This is a genomic window from Streptomyces sp. DH37, from assembly GCF_029813835.1.
Taxonomy (GTDB): domain Bacteria; phylum Actinomycetota; class Actinomycetes; order Streptomycetales; family Streptomycetaceae; genus Streptomyces.
In genome coordinates this window covers 1-20,433 of sequence record NZ_JARVKV010000039.1, presented here as the reverse complement: position 1 = coordinate 20,433, position 20,433 = coordinate 1, and the positions used below count along the sequence as shown (strand labels likewise).

19 protein-coding genes and 2 pseudogenes are annotated in these 20,433 nt (G+C 74.9%); 3 read left to right on the top strand and 18 right to left on the bottom strand.

Annotated elements, in window-relative coordinates:
- Window position 1: 1 nt before the first annotated feature.
- Window positions 2–1,054 (bottom strand): SAM-dependent methyltransferase, encoded by a 1,053-nt coding sequence (locus QC029_RS19365; RefSeq protein WP_279556974.1) that lies wholly within the window; start codon window positions 1,052–1,054, stop codon window positions 2–4.
- Complete coding sequence (locus QC029_RS19360; protein WP_279556973.1) at window positions 1,051–2,238, bottom strand: NADH-quinone oxidoreductase subunit D; 1,188 nt, start codon at window positions 2,236–2,238, stop codon at window positions 1,051–1,053. Before QC029_RS19360 ends, QC029_RS19365 begins: the two co-directional genes overlap by 4 nt.
- 111 nt (window positions 2,239–2,349) lie before the next feature.
- Between QC029_RS19360 and QC029_RS19355 the strand changes: the two genes are divergently transcribed.
- Together QC029_RS19355 and QC029_RS19350 are read left to right on the top strand one after the other, a co-directional pair.
- A complete protein-coding gene (locus QC029_RS19355; RefSeq protein ID WP_279556972.1) occupies window positions 2,350–2,916 on the top strand; it encodes a PH domain-containing protein in 567 nt (188 codons plus the stop codon).
- Complete coding sequence (locus QC029_RS19350) at window positions 2,916–4,232, top strand: PH domain-containing protein (protein WP_279556971.1); 1,317 nt, start codon at window positions 2,916–2,918, stop codon at window positions 4,230–4,232. Before QC029_RS19355 ends, QC029_RS19350 begins: the two co-directional genes overlap by 1 nt.
- A 25-nt stretch (window positions 4,233–4,257) precedes the next feature.
- On the opposite strand, the gene QC029_RS19345 is transcribed toward QC029_RS19350, so the two are convergent.
- The 16 genes and pseudogenes from QC029_RS19345 to dacB all read right to left on the bottom strand — a co-directional run bounded on the left by QC029_RS19345 (window position 4,258) and on the right by dacB (window position 19,747).
- Complete coding sequence (locus QC029_RS19345; RefSeq protein WP_279556970.1) at window positions 4,258–5,442, bottom strand: hypothetical protein; 1,185 nt, start codon at window positions 5,440–5,442, stop codon at window positions 4,258–4,260.
- A gap of 118 nt (window positions 5,443–5,560) precedes the next feature.
- On the bottom strand, window positions 5,561–6,703 hold the full coding sequence (locus QC029_RS19340; RefSeq protein ID WP_279556969.1) for a hypothetical protein: 1,143 nt from the start codon (window positions 6,701–6,703) through the stop codon (window positions 5,561–5,563).
- A 69-nt stretch (window positions 6,704–6,772) separates the two neighbouring features.
- The gene (locus QC029_RS19335; protein WP_279556968.1) at window positions 6,773–7,384 is read right to left on the bottom strand and encodes a class I SAM-dependent methyltransferase; all 612 of its coding nucleotides are present in this window, start codon (window positions 7,382–7,384) and stop codon (window positions 6,773–6,775) included.
- A 61-nt stretch (window positions 7,385–7,445) separates the two neighbouring features.
- The gene (locus QC029_RS19330; protein ID WP_279556967.1) at window positions 7,446–8,696 is read right to left on the bottom strand and encodes an amidase family protein; all 1,251 of its coding nucleotides are present in this window, start codon (window positions 8,694–8,696) and stop codon (window positions 7,446–7,448) included.
- 190 nt (window positions 8,697–8,886) lie between these two features.
- Window positions 8,887–9,378 (bottom strand): DUF3180 domain-containing protein, encoded by a 492-nt coding sequence (locus QC029_RS19325; protein ID WP_279556966.1) that lies wholly within the window; start codon window positions 9,376–9,378, stop codon window positions 8,887–8,889.
- A gap of 157 nt (window positions 9,379–9,535) precedes the next feature.
- Window positions 9,536–10,135 carry a 2-amino-4-hydroxy-6-hydroxymethyldihydropteridine diphosphokinase gene (gene folK, locus QC029_RS19320; protein ID WP_279556965.1) on the bottom strand — a complete coding sequence of 200 codons (600 nt, stop codon included), beginning with the start codon at window positions 10,133–10,135 and terminating at the stop codon, window positions 9,536–9,538.
- A complete protein-coding gene (folB, locus tag QC029_RS19315) occupies window positions 10,132–10,491 on the bottom strand; it encodes a dihydroneopterin aldolase (RefSeq protein WP_279556964.1) in 360 nt (119 codons plus the stop codon). Before folB ends, folK begins: the two co-directional genes overlap by 4 nt.
- Window positions 10,492–10,609: 118 nt before the next feature.
- Window positions 10,610–11,107 (bottom strand): nuclear transport factor 2 family protein, encoded by a 498-nt coding sequence (locus QC029_RS19310; protein WP_279556963.1) that lies wholly within the window; start codon window positions 11,105–11,107, stop codon window positions 10,610–10,612.
- On the bottom strand, window positions 11,104–11,970 hold the full coding sequence (folP, locus tag QC029_RS19305) for a dihydropteroate synthase (protein WP_279556962.1): 867 nt from the start codon (window positions 11,968–11,970) through the stop codon (window positions 11,104–11,106). Before folP ends, QC029_RS19310 begins: the two co-directional genes overlap by 4 nt.
- 81 nt (window positions 11,971–12,051) lie before the next feature.
- On the bottom strand, window positions 12,052–12,657 hold the full coding sequence (gene folE / locus QC029_RS19300) for a GTP cyclohydrolase I FolE (protein WP_279556961.1): 606 nt from the start codon (window positions 12,655–12,657) through the stop codon (window positions 12,052–12,054).
- Between the two features lie 123 nt (window positions 12,658–12,780).
- Entirely contained in the window at window positions 12,781–14,823 is a 2,043-nt protein-coding gene (ftsH, locus tag QC029_RS19295) for an ATP-dependent zinc metalloprotease FtsH (protein WP_279556960.1), read from the bottom strand.
- Window positions 14,824–15,097: 274 nt separating this feature from the next.
- A complete protein-coding gene (gene hpt / locus QC029_RS19290) occupies window positions 15,098–15,637 on the bottom strand; it encodes a hypoxanthine phosphoribosyltransferase (RefSeq protein ID WP_279557008.1) in 540 nt (179 codons plus the stop codon).
- Between the two features lie 36 nt (window positions 15,638–15,673).
- Window positions 15,674–15,901, bottom strand: a pseudogene (locus tag QC029_RS31130) (TilS substrate-binding domain-containing protein); the annotation flags it as partial.
- Window positions 15,902–16,084: 183 nt separating this feature from the next.
- Window positions 16,085–16,867 (bottom strand): annotated as a pseudogene (tilS, locus tag QC029_RS19285) (tRNA lysidine(34) synthetase TilS); the annotation flags it as partial.
- Window positions 16,868–17,008: 141 nt separating this feature from the next.
- Window positions 17,009–18,142 (bottom strand): zinc-dependent metalloprotease, encoded by a 1,134-nt coding sequence (locus tag QC029_RS19280; protein WP_279556958.1) that lies wholly within the window; start codon window positions 18,140–18,142, stop codon window positions 17,009–17,011.
- Window positions 18,143–18,304: 162 nt separating this feature from the next.
- On the bottom strand, window positions 18,305–19,747 hold the full coding sequence (gene dacB / locus QC029_RS19275) for a D-alanyl-D-alanine carboxypeptidase/D-alanyl-D-alanine-endopeptidase (RefSeq protein ID WP_279556957.1): 1,443 nt from the start codon (window positions 19,745–19,747) through the stop codon (window positions 18,305–18,307).
- A 123-nt stretch (window positions 19,748–19,870) separates the two neighbouring features.
- Here dacB and QC029_RS19270 point away from each other — a divergent pair, with 123 nt between their 5' ends.
- Window positions 19,871–20,368, top strand: coding sequence for an inorganic diphosphatase (locus QC029_RS19270; RefSeq protein ID WP_279556956.1), 498 nt, complete (start codon window positions 19,871–19,873; stop codon window positions 20,366–20,368).
- The last annotated feature ends 65 nt before the right edge of the window (window positions 20,369–20,433 follow it).

Below are 20,433 nucleotides of genomic sequence, written 5' to 3'. Positions count from 1 at the left end.
GTCAACCGGACGGTCGATCCCCCGTCTCCCCGTGTACTCCCCAGGGTGGAGGCAGGGGTGCTCCCCGGGGCTGGAGCAGCCAGGTGAAGGCGCCCAGGCCGCCCGGATCGGTCAGCTCGGCGGCCTCGCCCGCGCGGCCGAGCAGCCGCACGTACGCGGCCGGGTCGCTCGACGCCAGGGCCAGGGGCGGGCGGGCGCCGCTCACGCCCAGGGCGCGCAGCGCCTCGCGCTGGGGGAGCAGCACCGCGGGGCCGCCCCCGGCCGCCTCCCCCGCCGCCGCGCACGCGTCGAGGGCGACGTGGGCGGTCAGGTCGCACCGGCCGTCGGGGACGGGCGGCACCTCGCGCCCGTCGCGGTAGCCGGTGAGGGTGCCCAGCGGGGGGCGGGCGGCTCGGGTGTGGGCGTAGTCGGCGGCGACGGCCAGCCCGCGCTCCAGGCAGGACACCGCCTCCGCCCAGGCCGCGTCGCGGGGGCGGCCGATCTCCGCGCGCAGCCCCGGCTCGGGGGGCAGCGGCCACCAGCGGGCCAGCCAGTCGGCGTCCTCGCCGGTCACCGGCTCGCCGGGGTGCTCGGTGCCGTCGCCGTCCACCAGGACGTGGCGCGGTACGCCGCCGGCGCCGGTCTCGGCCACGTCCACGGGGACGTCGTCCAGCCACTCGTTGGCGAACAGCAGCCCGGTCGCGCCGCGCGGCGGATCGGCGGACCAGGAGATCGCCGGGTCGAGCCCGTCCGGGCGGGGGGCGCGTTCGACGGCGTGGGGGCGCACCCGGGCGGCCAGGGAGCCGGGCAGTCCGGACAGCGCCGCCAGGACGCCGGTCAGCAGTTCGCCGCGGCCGGCGCCGTAGTCGATCAGCGCCAGCTCCCCGGGGTGCCCCAGCACCTCGTCCACGCGCCGCAGCAGCTCGGCCACCGCGCCCGCGAAGAGCGGCGAGGCGTGCACGGAGGTGCGGAAGTGCGCGGCGGGGGCGTGGCGCACGAAGAAGCCCCCCGGGCCGTAGAGCGCCTCCTCGGCGGCCTCCCGCCAGCGCCGCGGCCCCCGCGCCGGCCCCGTCACTTGTCGATGTCGCCGACGACGAAGAACATCGACCCCAGGATCGCCACCATGTCGGCCACCAGCGTGCCCGGCAGCAGCTCGGCCAGCACCTGGACGTTGTTGAACGAGGCCGAGCGGAGCTTGAGCCGGTACGGGGTCTTCTCGCCCCGGGAGACCAGGTAGTAGCCGTTGAGGCCGAGCGGGTTCTCCGTCCAGGCGTACGTGGCGCCCTCGGGGGCCTTGAGCACCTTGGGCAGCCGCTGGTTGACCGGGCCGGGCGGCATCCCGGCCAGGCGGTCCAGGCAGGCGTCGGCGAGGTCGAGGGAGTTGCGGGTCTGCTCCAGCAGCACCTCGAAGCGCGCCAGGCAGTCGCCCTCGGTGCGCGTGACGACCCGCAGGACGTCCGCCAGCTCCCCGTACGCCAGGTAGGGCTCGTCGCGGCGCAGGTCGAAGTCGACGCCGGAGGCGCGGGCGATCGGGCCGCTGACCCCGTACGCGTGGACGGTCTCGGGGGTGAGGACGCCCACGCCGCGGGTGCGGCCGCGGAAGATCTCGTTGCCGAGGACGAGCCGGTCGTAGGTGCCCGTCTTGGCGCGGACGGCGGCCACCGCCCGCCGGGTGCGGTCGAGCCAGCCCGCCGGGAGGTCCTCCTTGAGGCCGCCGACCCGGTTGAACATGTAGTGGATGCGCCCGCCGGAGACCTCCTCCATGACGCGCTGGAGGTCCTCGCGCTCGGTGAAGGCGTGGAACATGGGCGTGATGGCGCCCAGCTCCAGCGGATAGGAGCCGAGGAACATCAGGTGGTTGAGGACCCGGTTGAGCTCCGCCAGCAGGGTGCGCGCCCACACGGCCCGCTCGGGGACCTCCATCCCCAGCATCCGCTCGACGGCCAGGACGACGCCGAGCTCGTTGGAGAAGGCCGACAGCCAGTCGTGGCGGTTGGCCAGGACGATGATCTGCCGGTAGTCGCGCGCCTCGAACAGCTTCTCCGCGCCGCGGTGCATGTAGCCGATCACCGGCTCGGCGGAGCCGATCCGCTCGCCGTCCAGCACGAGCCTGAGCCGCAGCACACCGTGGGTGGAGGGGTGCTGCGGGCCGATGTTGAGGACCATGTCGGTGCTCTCCGCCGCACCGCCGACACCGACGGTGGTCACGGCGGTCGCGGCGTTCTCGGTGCTCGCGGTGGTCGTGCCGGGATCGCTCATGGTGTTCAGTCTGGCAGCTCCGCCGGCCGGGCGGCTCCCCCCTCCGCCCCTCCCGCCCCCTCCTCCCCGCGACGGATACGCACCGTCACCGGCACCGCCTACGCTTGCCGTATGAGTCAGCTGACAGGGGGGCCGTCCGGCGGGGGAAGCGGCCCCGCCGGGCCCGAGGGCTCCGGGGGTTCCGAGGGGGCCGAGGGGCCGGAGGAGCCGGAGGCCGCCGAGCGGTGGCGCGGCGTCGAGCGCGGGCTGCTGCGGATGCGCAGGACGCTGCTGGTGGCCGTGCTCGTGCCGCTCGCCGCGGTGCTGGGCCTGGTCCTGGGCCTGACCGCCGGCCCGTGGTGGGCCGTCCTCGCCGCGGCGCCGCTGGCGGTGGCGGTCTGGGGCTGGCGGGCGGTCGCCCGCAACTGGGCGTCCTGGCGGTACGCCGAGCGCGACGACGACCTGCTGATCGGCCGCGGGGTGATCTGGCGTGAGCTGACCGTCGTGCCCTACGGCCGGATGCAGCTGGTCGAGGTCACCTCCGGGCCGCTGGAGCGGTACTTCGGCCTGGCCCGGCTGCAGCTGCACACCGCCGCGGCGACGACCGACGCGCACATCCCCGGCCTCGCCCCCGAGGAGGCCGAGCGGCTGCGCGACCGGCTCACCGAGCTGGGCGAGGCCCGGTCGGCGGGGCTGTGATGGCGCTGCTGGAGCGCCCGGAGGGCAGGCGGCTGCACCCGGTGACCCCGTGGCGGCGGGCGTGGGCGCCGCTGGCCGCGCTGTTCGCCTTCGCCGCGCAGGACCCGGAGCGGGCCCGGCAGGGGGTGGAGTCCCTGACGGCCGGCCGGCTGCTGGCGGTCCTGGCGCTGGTGCTCCCGGCCGCCGCCGGGTACGGCTTCCTGTCCTGGTGGATGACGAGCTACACGGTCACCGAGACCGAGCTGCGCATCCGCACCGGCCTGTTCTTCCGGCGCGTGGCGCACATCCGCCTGGACCGCCTCCAGGCGATCGACGTGAGCCGTCCCCTGTTCGCCCGGATCGTGGGGGTCGCCAAGCTCAAACTGGACGTGGTCGGCACGGACAAGAAGGACGAGCTGGCGTTCCTGGGCGAGCGCGACGCCGCGGCGCTCCGCGCCGAGCTGCTGGCGCGGGCGGCGGGGATGGCACCCGAGGCCGCGGCGGAGGCGGGCGAGGCGCCCGCCCGCGAGCTGGTGCGGGTCGGTACGCGGATGCTGGTCGTCTCGCTGCTGCTGCTCGGCAGCGTTTGGGGCGCGCTGGCCGCGGCGGTGGCCGCGCCGGTGCTGGTCTGGTGGGCGAGCGGCAGCCTCTGGCCCGCCCTGGCGGTGGCGGTGCCGCTGCTCAGCGGTGTCTGGCGCAGCGGTGTGGGCCGCTTCCTGACGGAGTTCGACTGGGTGGTCGCCGAGTCCCCGGACGGGATGCGGCTCGACCACGGTCTGCTGGACCGCGCCCACGCCACCGTCCCGCCGGGCCGCGTCCAGGCGGTGCGGATCGTCGAGCCGTGGCTGTGGCGGCGGCGCGGCTGGGTGCGGGTGGAGCTGGACGTGGCGGCCGGGGGCAACGAGGGCGGCCTGCTGCTGCCGGTGGCCACCCGTGAGACGGCCCGGGGCGTGCTGGCGCGGGTGCTCCCCGGCGTCGACCCGGAGGAGGCTGCGGCGTCCCTGACCCCGTCGCCGCGCCGGGCCGGGCGGGTCGTCCCGCTGTGGTGGCGGGGGTACGGCCACGGGGTGACGGAGACGGTGTTCGCGGCCCGCAGGGGCCTGCTGTGCCGCAGGCTGTCGCTGGTCCCGCACGCGAAGGTGCAGAGCGTCCGCCTCACCCAGGGTCCCTGGGAGAGGGTCTTCGGCCTGGCGGACGTCCACGTCGACCACGGCGCGAACGGCACGGTGGCGGCCAGGCTGCGGGCGGTGGAGGAGGCCCGCGCGGTGGTGGCGGCCCAGGCGGAGCGCTCCCGCACCGGGCGCCTCCGGGCGCGTCCGGAGCGCTGGCTGACGTGAGGGGCGGGGAGAGGCGGGAGGGGCGTCAGGTGCGGGTGCGGCGCAGTCCCCTGACCGGGCCCACCGGCCGCGACGGGCCGGGGGTGCCGCCGGGGGTCTCATCGGCGGTCTCGTCGGCGGTCCCATCGAGGGTGCCGCCGGGGGCGTCACCGGTGGTCTCACCGGCGGCGGGAGCGGCGCCCTCGCCGTCCTCCTCCCCGTCGGGACCGCCCAGGTCGATGACCTTGCCCGCGACGGCGCGCGAGGCGAGGCGGGGCACGGCGGCGGAGGGGTCGCCGGGGGCGTCGCCGGCGGCGCGGATCCCGTCGTCCTCCTGGTCGGACGGGTTCTCGGCGGCGGAACCCGGCGCCCCCGGCGCCCTGCGGCGCTTCTGGGCTCCCTGGGTGCCGAAGAAGTCGAAGCCGCCGCGCTTGGGAGCGCCGCTCCCCCGGCTCCCGGACCGCTGCCCGTACGGCTCCGGCGCCGGTGCCGTACCGTCCTGCCGCGGCTGCGCGGGCCGGGCGGGCTGTGTGGGCTGCGCGGGCCGGGCGGGCTGGACCGGGGCGCTCCGCTCCGGAGCCGGTCCGGCCGCCGCCTCCTCCTTGCCGCGCGCTTCGCGCTCCTCGCGCTCCCGCTGCCGCGCGGCGTTCACCCGCAGCCGCCTGAGCGCCTCGTCCGCCTGGAGGTAGGTGAGCGGTGTGGGCGCGCCCGACGCCTGGCGGTGGTCCGCGGCCCCGGCGGTGAGCGCCTTCGCGGGCCCGGCGGCCTCCAGGGCGAGCTGCCGGCGGCCCTCCAGGGCGCTGGCCCGCTCGGTCTCGGCGTTGGCGTAGCGGCGCAGCAGCGCGGCGTGCTCGGTGCGCAGCCTCTCCAGTTCGGCGCGCTTCCTGCGGAGCGCGCCCTCCACGCCCCGGCGTATCTCCAGGGACTCCTCCAGCTCGGTCTCCAGCTCCGCCTGGCGCTCCTCGGCCCGCCACTCGGCCGTGGCCCTGGCCGCCCGCACCTCGCCGACCCGCCGGCCCGCCTCCCGGTCCCACCGCCGCAGCAGCACGGCTCCGGTGACGGCGGCCACCGCCGCCGCGGCGGTCAGGAGGCGCAGCGCCGGCACCCCCGGATCACCCGTGTCGCCGACCAGCCAGGCGCCCCCCGCGCAGGCCAGTGCCACGGCCGCCACGGCGGACGGCACGAGCATCCGGTGCAGGGGCGGTGCGTGGCGGTGGCGTCCTCGTGACATGGCCTGGAATTTACCGTGTGTGCCACCTCCTGAGGCACTGTCCGCCCTCATTCGTTATCGGGTGGGGACGAGTCGCCGCGGCGGCGGCCGGGAGCCGGCGGGCACCGGCCGGCGGGGTTCACTCCCGGCGCCGGGCCGCCAGGGAGGAGGCCACCACGACCACGGTGAGCGCGGCGATGACGCCGACCACGGTCAGCCGCACCACCGGGCCGAGGGTGTTGTTGGCCTCGTGGGCGAAGTCGTACCAGACCAGGACGGACTGGAAGAGGGCGATGGACGTGAAGACGAACAGCAGCCGGTTGCGGCGCTCGTCGCGCCGGTACTGCGTCATGGTGCGGTGGAACTCCAGGATGTCGCGCAGCGACTGGAGCTGGACCTCCAGCACCCCGCGCTCGCGCTCCATCGCCCAGCGCTCCATGGCCGCGTCCATCACCACCGCGCCCGCGTTGACCGTGTAGCGGCTCTCCTCCAGCCGCACCATCTCGCGCAGGGCCAGGTCCTTGCTGAGCTTGAGGGAGGCGGTGAACTGCCGGTCCACGTCCGCCACCCGGTTCCAGCGGGTGTCGTTGAGCCGGAGCATCCGGGCCGACACCAGGCGGTTGGCCTCGTCCACCGCGATCCACTCGCCGGTGGCCGCCATCACGCCCTCCAGCACCTCGCTGATCCGGTGCCGGGGCAGGCGGACGAGGGTGGTGAAGCCGTCGCCGAAGCGCAGGTACGCGTCGTCGTGGATCTTGCGCTCCACGCCGTAGACCCGAGTGGCGCCCGGCTCCTGGTCCCGCGGCGGGTCCATCAGGACCCGGTGCCACCACAGCAGCCGCCCGGGGTCCATCGCCGCCTCGTCCGCCGGGTCGACCAGCTCCGTGGCGAGCATCCGCTCCGAGACGCCGTCCGTCCACCGCGCTATGTGCGGGTTGATCCGCTCCACCAGCTCGCGCTCGCGGCGGTGCATCGCCTCCTTGTCCGGCACCTCCACGGTCTGCATGACGTAGCAGTGGCCGCTGGGCTCGAAGCGGCACCACAGCAGCCCGGCGCCCTCCACCTCGACCGTGCCGACGGTCTTCTTGCCGCTGAGCCGGGAGCCGCCGGTGGACATGTGGTAGTCGAACAGTAAGGGGGAGTCCGGTCCCTCCGCCTGGGGCGAGAAGTCCGGCACGGCCCCGGCGACGGCCTCCCTGAGCGCCCTGCCGACCTCGCCCCCGAAGGTGTTCGCGCACAGCCGGAACCGCATGAGGAACGGCGCGATGAGTACCACCTGCACGACGACCAAGCCCCCTGTACCGCCCGCCCGGTCCGGATCGCGCACGGCCGCCGCGCCCGGCGCGGACGCTCACCCGGGAGCGGTGAACAGCGTCCACTCGCCGTGCCCGGCGTGGCCGCCCGCGGCCGTCCACCTCGCGCCCAGCAGGCGGTGCATCCGCTCCGGCGGCACGTACAGCGGCGTCCCCGCGCGGAACGAGGTGCACCACAGCAACTGCCCGCCGGGCCTGATCACCCGCGCGATCTCGGAGGGGTTGAAGACCCCGTTGAGCGACACTACCAAGGGAACACGCGCCGTTCCCAGGGGTAGTGACCGCACGTCAGCCGCCACCCAGCGCACCCCCGGCACGTCCACGCGGCGGCGCAGCATCTCCAGGCTCAGGTCGCAGGCGACCACCGACGGCACGGCCGCCGCGACGGCCGCCGTGGCCTCACCGGTGCCGCAGCAGATCTCCACCGCCCACTCGGCGGGACGGATCCGGCACAGCCCCTCGCGCACCGCGAGGTCGTACCCGTGCTGCTCCTCGGTCCACTCCCGCCACTCCCCGGCCATCCGGTCGTAGGAGGAGCGCAGGCCCTGCCACGCCTCGCGGTCCCCGGGATCGTCCAGCAGGCGCTCCTGGAAGCGGCGGCTGGGGTGGACGTCGGCCTTCAGATCCGGTGGTTCCAAGATCTCCTCCATGGTCGGACGATAACCGGGGGCGCGCGCCGCCCGACAGACGGCACCCGCCGGACGGACGGGTTCACCCCTCCCCGGGTTCCCGCACCACGAGACCGGCATCCTCCGCCGCCCGCACCACCCCGGCGAGCAGCGGCTCCGCCCCCCTGGCGGCCACGATCTGGAGCCCGGCCGGGCACCCGTCGCCGGTCAGTCCCGCGGGAACGCTGACGGCGGGATGGCCGCTGAGGTTGAAGGCCCAGGTGAGCGCCGTGCTGTACCGCTCCCCCGGACCGTCGTGCCCGTGGGGCCGGTTGGGGGTCGCCGGGGTCAGCAGCAGCCGCGCCCCGGCGAGGAGGGCGTCGAGGCGCCCGTCGTTCTCCGCCCGCGTCCGCTCCGCCCGCGCCCTGTCCGCCCGCGTGTCTGCTCGCATGTCCGCCCGCATGTCCGCCCGCGTCCGCTCCCCGCCGGGGCCGCGCAGGGCGAGCCACGCCGGTCCGGGGTCCAGCAGGACGGCCCCCGCCTCCCCCGCCGGTGGCACCAGCCGTACGACGCCCGCCGCGGCCAGCCGGTCCACCGCCTCCCGCACCACGCGGACGACCTCCGCCTCGCTCTCCGCGTAGCCCAGGTCCGGCGACCACACCGCCGTCACCGGCCCCCCGGTCCCCCCGGCTCCTCCTCCGGCGTTCCCGGCGCGCACCCCGAGGACGCACTCCAGCCACGCCGCGAGGTCCGCGGCGTGGCGGACGAGGACGCCGGGCGCGGCCAGTCCCGAGCGGTCGGCCGTGGGCAGCCGCCCGTTGGTCGTCTTCAGCCCGAGCACCCCGCACCACGCCGCCGGGATGCGCACCGACCCGGCGCCGTCGGTGCCGGTGGCCACCGGCACCATCCCGGCCGCGACCGCCGCCGCCGAACCGGCGGAGGAGCCCCCGGGCGACCGGTCCGGGCGCCAGGGGTTGGCGGTACGGCCGCCCGCGCCCAGCCCCCAGGTCTGCCACCGGGTGCCGGGTCCGGGCACGGAGGTCGCCCCGACCGCCACGCACCCGGCCGCCAGCAGCCGCCGGGCGGGTCCGGCCCGCAACCCGGCCGTCCCCTTCACCCCGATCGGCACCCCGGCCAGCGGCAGCCGCTCGCCCGCCGCGACCCGGCGGTCCACCTCCGCCGCCCGCGCCCGCGCCTCGTCCGCCCACACCTCGCGGAAGGCGCGCAGCGACGGCTCCAGCCGGGCGATCCGTCCCAGCGCCGCCGCCGCCACCTCGGCGGCGGCCGTCTCGCGCCGCGTCACCGCGGCGGCGAGCGCCACCGCGGACAGCCCCGCGTACGCCTCCTCGTCCATCACCGGCTCCATCCGTCCCCGGCCGCCCCCCGCACCGGGCCGCCGCACGCCGGGCCTCCGCACGCCGCCGGCCCCGGCCGGTCCCGCTGGACGGGACGGGCCGGGGCCGGGGGCTGCGTCACGGCTGCGGTCACGGCTGCGGTCACGGCTGCGGTCGGGAATGCCGGTCGCCGGCGCGGTCGCGGGGCCCTCAGGCCGCCGCAGCGGCCGGGGGCGGGGGGTCCTCGTCGTCCTCCGGGAGTCTGCACACCCGTTGCAGGAAGACGGCCGCCGCCACCACCGCGGCGCCCGCCAGCACCGACAGGCCGGCGTAGACCGCCTGGTCGCGGCGGGCGGGCACGTCCATGGCGCCGAAGAACAGGTAGCCGCCCGTGCCGCCGTACGCGCCCGCGACCAGGGCCGCCACCAGCGCGCTGGCCTGCCCGAAGACGACGGCGCGGGCCGCCATCATCGGCTCCACGCCCTTGGCGCCGGGCCGGCGCTCGCGCTGGGCGCGCAGCCGGGCGCGGATCGACAGGGCGGTGGCGGTCAGGACGGTGGCGATCACCGCGAGCACGATCGGGGCCGCGACGGGTACGGCGGGCAGGGTGCCCAGCGCGTCCCACATCCGGGCGCCCGCCCAGGACAGCACCAGCGCGAGCGCGAAGATGCCGGCCAGCGTCCTGATACGTAGTTCCCTCACGGAACTCCCCACGTCCATCGGCGCCGCCCCGGTGGCGGCGTCGTCCAAACAGCTCGTCGTCCAAACAGCTCGTCGGAACCGCGTCGAAAGCCTTGCCCGTACGGTGCCGTTCACACGGCTCCGGTGCCCGCCGGGACCCGGCCGTGCCGCGGCGCGGTCACTCGGGCAGCCTCAGTTCCAGGTCCTCCCGGCGCACCACGCCCTCCCGGCCGCCCACGGAGCCGAGGAGCTCCGCCACCGGGCCGTGTCCGGGGACCTCGGCGTCGGGGTCCACATCGTGCCACGGCGCCAGGACGAAGGCGCGCTCGTGGCAGCGGGGGTGCGGCAGGGTCAGCGCGGGATCGTCGGAGACGACGTCCTGGTACGCCACGATGTCCACGTCGATCGTCCGCGGGCCCCAGTGCTCGTCGCGCACCCGCGCGTAGGCCTCCTCGATGGCGTGGCTGCGCTCCAGCAGCGAGCCGGGGGGCAGGGTGGTCTTGAGCAGGACGACGGCGTTGAGGTACGCGGGCTGGCTGCCCGGTTCCACGCCCCACGGCTCGGTCTCGTACACCGGCGAGACCGCCTTGACCCGCACCCCGGGGGTCTCCTCCAGCGCGTCGATCGCTCCCTGGAGCGTCTCCATGCGGTTGCCCAGGTTGCTCCCGAGCGAGAGGACGGCGCGCTGGGGGTTGTGCAGGGTCACATCGGCGGCGTCGACCTGGTGCACCACCGAGGCGGGCACCGGCTGTACGGTCGGGTCGCTGTTCGGCGTCATACGCGGCTCCGCTTGATGGTGATGGACACATCGTCGAACGGGACGGTGATGGGGGCCTCGGGCTTGTGGACGGTGACCTCCACCTCGCGCACCACCCGGTGCGTCAGGCACTGGTCGGCGATCCGCTGGGCGAGGGTCTCGATCAGGTCGACCGGATCCCCCCCGACGATCGCGGCGACCTCCTCGGCGACGATGCCGTAGTGCACGGTCTCCGTGAGGTCGTCCCCGGCCGCGGCGGGACGGGTGTCCAGGTACAGCGCGAGGTCGACCACGAAGGTCTGTCCCTGGTCCCGTTCCCTCTCGAACACCCCGTGATGCCCGCGGACCCTCAGTCCGCGCAACGCGACACGGTCCACGCGCTCTCACTCCCGTCGGTCGTACGGTTGCGGCGGCGGGCCGGTCGCGCCCCGTTCCCCGCGGACTGGGCGCCGCGGGGCGGCGGGTGCCGCCGGGGCCACTCTCTCAGACCGGCTCTCAGAGCACGGTCCCGCCCTCGCCGTCGATCCCGTCGAGACCGTCCGGACCGCCGTCCTCGTCGTCCTCGTCCTCCTCGACGAGCACCGGGGAGCCGTGGTGGGCCCAGACCCTCCACTTGCCGTCCTCCGCCCTGCGGAAGACGTTGGTGGCGACCACCAGCCCGCCGACCAGGGGGCCGGCGGAGCCGTCCTCCTCGGCGGGGCCGCCGCTGAGGATGTTCTCGGTGCAGGTCACCAGGGCGGTGTCGCCCATCACGGAGACCTCGACGTCGGTCAGGAAGAACTGGATGTACTCGGTGTTCGCCATGATCAGCGCGTACGAGCGCAGTACCTCGTCGCGCCCGCTGAGCACCGGCCAGCCGGGGTGCACGACGCTGATCTCGTCGTGCAGCCAGTTCTCGGCCAGGGCGTCCAGATCGCCGCGCTCCACCGCGTCGTACAGCGCGGCGTTCGCCGCCTCCACCGCCTCGACGTCCGTACGGGCCTCTCCGCTCACCTGGCTCCCTCCAGGGCCCGGGCCACCCGGACCGCGTCCGCGCTCGCCCGCACCTCGTGCACCCGTACCGCCCAGGCGCCCTCGCGCGCCACGAGCGCCGAGACCGCCGCGGTGGCCGCGTCCCGCTCCCGGGCGGGCGGCGCCTCACCGCCGTCGCCGGCCAGCACCCGGCCCAGGAAGCGCTTCCGGGAGGCCGCGACCAGCACCGGCCGTCCCAGCTCCCGGCGCAGCCGGGCGGTGGCGTCCACCAGCGCCAGGTCGTGCTCGGCCTGCTTGGCGAAGCCCAGCCCGGGGTCGACGACGATCCGCTCCGGGGCGATCCCGCCGGCCACCGCCCGGTCCAGGGCGGCGCGCAGTTCGCCGATCACCTCGGTGACGGTGTCGGTGTAGACGGCCCGGTCGTTCATGTCGACGCTCTGGCCGCGCCAGTGCATCACCACGTACGGCACCCCGGCCCCGGCGACCACCGGGACCATGCGCTCGTCCGCGCGTCCGCCGCTGACGTCGTTGACCAGCCGGGCGCCGGCCTCCACCGCCCGCTCGGCGACGGACGCCCGCATGGTGTCCACGCTGACCACCGCGCCCTCCCGGGCCAGGCCGCGGACCACCGGGATCACCCGGCGCAGCTCCTCGGCCTCGTCCACGCGGGTCGCGCCGGGGCGGGTGGACTCGCCGCCCACGTCGATCAGGTCGGCGCCCTCGGCGATCAGGTCCAGACCGTGCTTGACCGCGACGTCGGTGTCGAACCAGCGGCCTCCGTCGGAGAAGGAGTCGGGCGTGACGTTCACCACGCCCATGACCGCGCACCGGTCCCAGGCCGGCAGTCCGGCCACTTCCCCGCGGGGGACGCGCAAGGTACTCATGCGGTCCAGCGTAGGCGCTCCGCGCGCGCCCCTCCGCCACCGCCCTGCCCCGGATGCCGCCGGGGTCCGGTGTCCGCGCCGTCAGCGGGCCATGATCAGGCTCATCGCCTCGGCGCGGGTGGTGGAGTCGCGGAGCTGGCCGCGGACGGCGGAGGTGATGGTCTTGGCGCCGGGCTTGCGGACGCCGCGCACCGTCATGCACATGTGCTCGCACTCGATCACGACGATCACGCCGCGCGCCTCCAGGATGCGCATCAGCGAGTCGGCGATCTGCGTGGTCAGGCGCTCCTGGACCTGGGGGCGGCGGGCGAAGACCTCCACCAGCCGGGCGAGCTTCGACAGACCGGTGATCTTGCCCGAGTCGGCGGGGATGTAGCCGACGTGCGCCACGCCGTGGAAGGGCAGCAGGTGGTGCTCGCAGGAGGACAGCAGCTCGATGTCCTTCACCAGCACCATCTCGTCGTGGCCGAGGTCGAAGGTGGTGGTCAGCACGTCCTCCGGGCTCTGCCGCAGACCGGCGAATATCTCCCGGTAGGCACGGGCGACCCGGGCCGGGGTCTCGCGCAGGCCCTCGCGGTCGGGATCCTCGCCGACGGCGATGAGCAGTTCCCGTATGGCGTTCTCGGCGCGCTTCTCGTCGAACTCTCCGACGGTTCCCTCGCCGTCCAGCGTCACCGGGTCGATCATGTGGTCCTCTTTCTCGAACGTGGGCAACCGTGGGCAACAAGGAGCCGCGCCCCTCCGGTAGTAAACCGGAGGGGCGCGGCGGGCATTCCGGGGGCCGTCACGGCCCGGGCGGGAGGGCCTCGGTCAGCTCTCCGGCCGGGGCTCCTCGGACGGCAGGCGGGTCTCCTTGGAAAGCGCCGTGTCGGTCGGGCCGATCTCCTTGCCCTTCTCCTGACCGGGCTGCGAGCCGTTGGTCAGCGCCAGCTCCTTGGGGGTGGAGACCGGCGGCCGGGTGGAGGGCATCCGGCGCGCGGAGCCCGTCCAGGCCGGACGCGGCGGGCGCTTGACGATCGGGCGGAAGATCTCGGCGATCTCCTCCTTGCCGAGGGTCTCCTTCTCCAGGAGGGCCAGCACCAGGTTGTCCAGGACGTCCCGGTTCTCGACGAGGATCTCCCACGCCTCGTTGTGGGCGGCCTCGATCAGCTTCTTGACCTCCTCGTCCACCAGCCCGGCGACCTCCTCGGAGTAGTCGCGCTGGTGGCCCATCTCCTTGCCCAGGAAGGGCTCGGAGTGGTCGGAGCCGAACTTGATCGCGCCCAGCCGCTCGGTCATGCCGTACTGCGTGACCATGGCGCGGGCCGTGGCGGTCGCCTTCTCGATGTCGTTCGCGGCGCCCGTGGTCGGGTCGTGGAAGACCAGCTCCTCGGCCGCGCGCCCGCCCAGCATGTACGCGAGCTGGTCGAGCATCTCGTTGCGCGTCGTGGAGTACTTGTCCTCGTCGGGCAGGACCATCGTGTAGCCCAGCGCCCGGCCGCGGGAGAGGATCGTGATCTTGTGGACGGGGTCGGAGTTCGGCGAGGCCGCCGCGACCAGGGCGTGACCGCCCTCATGGTACGCGGTGATCTTCTTCTCCTTGTCGCTCATGATCCGGGTCCGCTTCTGCGGTCCGGCCACGACGCGGTCGATCGCCTCGTCCAGGAAGTGGTTGTCGATCAGCTTCTTGTCGCTGCGCGCGGTGAGCAGCGCGGCCTCGTTGAGCACGTTGGACAGGTCCGCGCCGGTGAAGCCCGGAGTGCGGCGGGCGACCGCGGCCAGGTCCACGTCGGGCTCCATCGGCTTGCCCTTGGCGTGCACCTTGAGGATCTCCAGACGGCCCTGCATGTCGGGGCGGTCCACCGCGATCTGCCGGTCGAAGCGGCCCGGGCGCAGCAGCGCCGGGTCGAGGATGTCCGGGCGGTTGGTGGCGGCGATCAGGATGACGCCGCCCTTGACGTCGAAGCCGTCCATCTCGACCAGGAGCTGGTTCAGCGTCTGCTCGCGCTCGTCGTGGCCGCCGCCCATGCCGGCGCCGCGGTGGCGGCCGACGGCGTCGATCTCGTCGACGAAGACGATCGCCGGGGCGTTCGCCTTGGCCTGCTCGAACAGGTCGCGGACGCGGGAGGCGCCGACGCCGACGAACATCTCGACGAAGTCGGAGCCGGAGATCGAGTAGAACGGGACGCCGGCCTCGCCCGCGACGGCGCGCGCGAGCAGCGTCTTGCCGGTGCCGGGCGGGCCGTAGAGCAGCACGCCCTTGGGGATCTTCGCGCCGACGGCCTGGAACTTGGCGGGCTCCTGGAGGAACTCCTTGATCTCGTGGAGCTCCTCGACCGCCTCGTCGGCGCCCGCGACGTCCACGAAGGTCGTCTTGGGGGTGTCCTTGGTGATCAGCTTCGCCTTGGACTTCCCGAAGTTCATCACCCGGGAGCCGCCGCCCTGCATCTGGTTCATCAGGAACAGGAAGACGACCACGATCAGCACGAACGGCAGCAGGGAGAGCAGCATCCCGAGGAACGGGTTCTGCTTCTGCGGCGAGACGGTGTAACCGTCCTCGATCTGCCCGTCCTGGTACTTGGACTGCAGCTGCTTGGCCAGATCGACGCCCTGTTCGTCGATGTAGCTCGCCTTGATCTTGTCGCTGCCCTCGATCTTCGTGCCGTCGGTGAGCTCGACCTTGACGGTCTGCTCGTCGCCGGTCGTGAGCTCGGCGGACTTGACCTTGTTCTCGTTGATCGCCTGCACGACCTGGCCGGTGTCCACCGTCTTGTAGCCGCCGGACGAGCCGACGACGTTCATCAACACGACCACGGCGAGGGCAGCCAGCACGATCCACATGACGGGACCACGGAAGTAGCGCTTCACGTCCATCCACACGGGGCGGCGTGCGCCCCGTCCCTCCTGCCACAGTGAGGCACAGCGACCCGGGAGAGATCGTCTGCGCGTACGGTGTATTGCTCCGGCTTGTTCGGCCTACAAACAGACTGCCTCAACAGACCGACCTTCGGACGGTACCCCAGGATCGCCGCCCGAAGCACTGCCGCGGCGACGCCGCCGGGGGCGGTGGGTGTCCCCGCCCGCACGTTCCAACGCCGGAATCGCCCGCAACGTTCCCGGACGGCGCCCCGGACCCCGCGGGAGCCCCTCAGCCGCCGTAGACGTGCGGCTCCAGCGTCCCCACGAACGGGAGGTTGCGGTACTTCTCGGCGTAGTCCAGCCCGTAGCCGACGACGAACTCGTTGGGGATGTCGAACCCGACCCACTTCACGTCGATCGCCACCTTCGCCGCGTCCGGCTTGCGCAGCAGGGTGCAGACGTTCAGCGAGGCGGGCTCGCGCGAGCCGAGGTTCGACAGCAGCCAGGACAGCGTCAGACCGGAGTCGATGATGTCCTCGACGATGAGGACGTGCCGTCCCTTGATGTCGGTGTCCAGGTCCTTGAGGATGCGGACCACGCCGGAGGACTGGGTGCCCGCGCCGTACGACGACACCGCCATCCAGTCCATGGTGACCGGCGAGGACAGGGCCCGGGCGAGGTCGGCCATGACCATCACCGCGCCCTTGAGGACTCCGACCAGGAGCAGGTCCTCACCCTCGTACTCCGCGTCGATCCTCTCCGCCAGCTCGGCCAGCTTCGAGTCGATCTCTTCCTTGGTGATGAGCACCGACTTGAGGTCGGCGCCCATGTCCTTGTCGTCCACCCTGCTGCTCTCGGTCGGGGATCACACTTGCCGGATGACCAGTGTGCCACCCTGCCGGCGGGCGGCCACGCGGCCGGGCAGGTTGATGGCCCGCTGGCCGTGCCAGTCGGTGACCAGCCGGTCGACCTCCTCGATGTGGCGGGCGAACAGCGAGCCCGCCGGGGAGCCGGCCGCGACCGCCACGCGGCGCAGTACGCGACGGCGGACGGCGGGCGGCAGGGCGCCGAGCCGGACGACGTCCAGGACACCGCCGGACGTCTCGTTGGACACCGCGCCGGACACCCCGTCGGACACAGCCCCGGGCACAGCGCCCACGCCCGCGCCCGCTGTGACATCCGCGACATTCCCGCCGTTCCCGCCGTTCCCGCCGTTCCCGCCGTCCTCGCCACCCCCGCCGTCCGGGGACGGCCGGGCGGCGGCGAGGACCTCGCGCTCGGCCTCGCGCGCCCAGGCGTCGAGCGCGTCGGCGTCGTCGCGCGAGAGCTGGGCGGTACGGGCCAGGGCCTCGACCACGCCCTTGCCGAGCGCCTTCTCCAGGGCGGGGAGGGCGTCGTGGCGCACCCGGGAGCGGGTGAAGGCGGGATCGGCGTTGTGCGGGTCGTCCCAGACGGGCAGCGACTGGACCATGCACGCCTTGCGGGTGGTCTGCCGGTCCACGGCGAGGAAGGGCCGCAGATAGCGGTGCCGGGCGCCCGGCCGCCCGGCCGGCGAGCCGGAGACGGCGGCCATCCCGGACAGCGAGCGGGTGCCGGAGCCCCGGGCGAGGCCGAGCAGCACCGTCTCGGCCTGGTCGTCGCGGGTGTGGCCGAGGAGGACCGCGGCGGCGCCGAGGCGTTCGGCGGCCTCGTCGAGCGCGGCGTAGCGGGCGGTGCGGGCGGCGGCCTCGGGGCCGCCGCCGCGGCCGACGGTCACGGTGAGGGCCTCGGCCGGTTCGAGGGAGAACTCGGTGAGCCGGGAGACGACCTCGCGGGCCCGGTCGCCGGAGCCGGGCTGCAGGCCGTGGTCGACGGTGACGCCCCCGGCCCGCAGACCGAGGCGGGGGGCTTCGAAGGCGAGGGCGGAGGCGAGCGCCATCGAGTCGGCGCCGCCGGAGCAGGCGACGAGTACGAGCGGGGGCCGCCGGTGCGGGGGGACGCCGGAGACGCCGTGGAGCACGTCACTGAGTGTGCGGCGAACCGCCAGGCGTATCGCGGCGACCGCGGGGTGGGGACCCATGTCCGTTCACTTCCTCGGGGAGTCGGTGACTACGCTGAGTGCGTCGATGGTGACAGAGAAGAGCTGTATCCCTGAGCATCGCACGCGCGCCCGTCCCTCACGGTCCCTCGCAAGAGTGATTGTGTCGGCGTTCGGCGGTCATCAGTCCGCTTTCCGGTGGACCCTCGCGATCCAGTCCGCCGGCTGGGCGATCTCCGCCTTGGTGGGCAGCGTGTTGGGAGACGTCCACACGCGGTTGAAGCCGTCCATGCCGGTCTCCTCCACGACCGCCCGCACGAACCGCTCGCCGTCGCGGTACTGGCGCAGCTTGGCGTCGAGCCCCAGCAGCCTGCGCAGCGCCTGGTCCAGGCGGCCGGCGCCGGCGGCGCGGCGCTTCTGGAACTTCTCGCGGATCTCCGCGACCGAGGGCACCACCTGGGGGCCGACGCCGTCCATCACGTAGTCCGCGTGCCCCTCCAGCAGCGACATCACGGCGGTGATGCGGCCGAGGACCTCGCGCTGCGCGGGGGTCTGCACCAGCTCGACGAGGCTGCGTCCCTCGCCCTGCTCCCCCTCGTCGCCCCCCGGCCGGCTGCCCCCGGCCAGCGACTGGAAGGCCTCGCGCAGCCGCTCCAGCAGCGCGGAGGGCTCGATGTCGGTCTCCCCGAGGAAGGCGTGAATCTCCCCCTCGATGTGGTCGCGCAGCCACGGCACGGCGGAGAACTGGGTGCGGTGCGTCTCCTCGTGCAGGCACACCCACAGCCGGAAGTCGTGCGGGTCGACGTCCAGCTCGCGCTCGACGTGCACGATGTTCGGCGCGACCAGCAGCAGCCGTCCGCCGCCCTCGCCCGGGGCGCCCGGCAGGTCGCGGGTGGGCGGGGCGAAGGTCTCGTACTGGCCCAGGACGCGCGAGGCCATGAACGACAGCAGCATCCCGACCTCGACGCCGGTCACCTTGCCGCCGACCGCGCCGAGCACCGCGCCGCCGGGCCCGCCGCCGCGCCGCGCCTGCATCTTGCCCAGCAGGGGCGCCAGCAGCTCGCGGAAGCCCGCCACGTTGGCCCGGATCCAGCCGGGCCGGTCCACGACGAGCACGGGGGTGTCCGCGGCCCCGTCGGGCGTCATCCGCGTGAAGCCGCGTACGTGCCCCTCGGCGGCGGCGGCGTGCCGCCGCAGCTCGGCGACGGCCTCCCGCGCCTCCTCCCGGCTCACTTCGGGCCCCGGCTTCACGAGCCGGGTCGCGGTCGCCACCGCGAGATTCCAGTCGACCATCTCCACACCACCGAGGCTCGTCATGACTTCACGGTACGTGCCGGTGCCGCCGAACGGGAGCGGACCGGGCGCCTGGAGAGGAGTGCCCGCCGGCGCGGACCCTCACGCCCGGCCCGGACCGCGGGGCCGGAGGACGCCCGCGGAGGGCGCCGGCGGAGGCGCCCGCGGCGGTGCGGAACCGCCGGTTCAGCGGCAGCCGCAGTTGGCGAGGGCGGCGGCGAGGCGGTCCAGGGCGGTGTGGGCGCCCTGGCGGTCGGTGGTGCCCGACGCCATGAACGCGAAGGCCAGGAACCTGCCGTCGGCGTCCACGACCGTGCCCGCCAGGGTGTTGACGCCGGTCAGCGTGCCCGTCTTGGCGCGGACCAGGCCCGCTCCGGTGCGGGTGGCCTCGTCGTCGTAGCGCCCGCCCAGCGTGCCGTTGAAGCGGGCCACGGGCAGACCGGTCAGGACGGACCGCAGCTCGGGGCGGGCGGGGTCGGCGGAGAGGGCGAGCAGCCGGGTCAGCAGCCCGGCGGAGACCCGGCCGCTCCGGTCGAGGCCGCTGCCGTCGGCGAAGCGCGCGCCCTCCAGCGGCAGCGCCGGCCCGTACTCGGCGAGCTGCGCCCGCACCGCGCGCCCGGCGCCGGCGAAGCTCGCGGGCTCGCCGCGCGCGACGGCGGTCTGCCGGACGAGGGCCTCGGCGATGTCGTTGTCGCTGTGGAGCATCATCCGCTCGACCAGCTCCGCCAGCGGCGCGGAACGGTGGACGGCCAGCTCCTCGGCTCCCCCGGGCGCCCGGCGGGGGCGCTCGGAGCGCTCGACGTCGACGCCGCGGTCGCGCAGCCGGTCGGCGAAGGCCTCGGCCGCGTCCCGGGCCGGGTCGTCCGAGCGGGGGGCGGGGCCGCGGGTGCTCCCGTCGAGGCGGCCCTCGTCGACCATCAGCGCGGTGACCGGCGCGATGTTCTCGTTCGGCCCGATCGGATGGCGGGCGGGGCCGGAGTAGAGCGAGGTGTCGTGGGCGAGGGCGATCCGCCCCGCGCCGCGCTCCCCCAGCTCCCGGGCGGTGGCGTCGGCCAGCCGCCGCAGCGCGGCGGGGGTGACCGTCGGGTCGCCCCCGCCGACCAGGAAGACCCGCTTCCCCTTCGCGTCCCACACCACCCGGGTGGGGATGCGGTGGTCCGGTCCGAGGGCCGACAGCGCGGCGACCGCCGTGGCGACCTTGACGGTGGAGGCGGGTACGACGTCCCGGCCCTCCCCGGCCCCGTACAGCTCCCGCCCGGTGGCCACGTCCACCACCGAGGCCGTGCGGAGCGTGCCCAGGGCGCCCTCCTCCAGCAGCGGCTGGAGGACGTCGGCGAGCGCGGCGGGAGCGGGCGCGGGGGCCTCGCCGGGGTTCGGCGCGGCGTCGCCGCCGGGGGGCGCGGCGCCCAGCGCGGTCAGCACCTCGGCGGCGCTGGGCGCCGGAGCGGGGCCGCCCGGGACGCCGGCCCCGGTGTGCTCCGCGCCACTGCGGTGGTCCGGGGAAGCGGCGCGGGCCCGTTCGGCCGTACGCTGGCCGGAGTCCCAAGGTCCCGTGACGGCCACCGCCGCCACCGCGACCGCGAGTCCGACGGCGGCGGAACCGACCACCGCCTGCCACGTGTCCCGCACCTCGGACCAGCCCCTTTCGCGAGCACACACCTGCGTGAGGGACACTTAACCACCACATCGCCGCTCCCCGGGGGAGCACCCCCGGGCCCCGACGAGCGGCTGGAACATACGGAGGAGTCTCCCTTGGAGTTCGACGTCGTCATCGAGATCCCTAAGGGCTCGCGGAACAAGTACGAGGTGGACCACGAGACCGGTCGCATCCGGCTGGACCGCCACCTGTTCACCTCGACCGTGTACCCGGCCGACTACGGCTTCGTCGACAACACCCTGGGTGAGGACGGAGACCCCCTGGACGCGCTGGTGCTGCTGGAGGAGCCGACCTTCCCCGGCTGCATCATCAAGTGCCGGGCGATCGGCATGTTCCGCATGACGGACGAGGCCGGCGGCGACGACAAGCTGCTGTGCGTGCCCGCGTCCGACCCGCGCATGGAGCACCTGCGCGACATCCACCACGTGAGCGAGTTCGACCGGCTGGAGATCCAGCACTTCTTCGAGGTCTACAAGGACCTGGAGCCCGGCAAGTCGGTCGAGGGCGCGGACTGGGTCGGCCGTGCCGAGGCCGAGGCCGAGGTCGAGGCCTCGGTCAAGCGCCTGGAGGCCTCGGGCGGCGGCCACCACTGAGCCCGCCGGGTCCGCCCGGGGCGGACCCGGTCCCGGCTCCTCCCGCGCCCCGGGCCGAGGGCGGC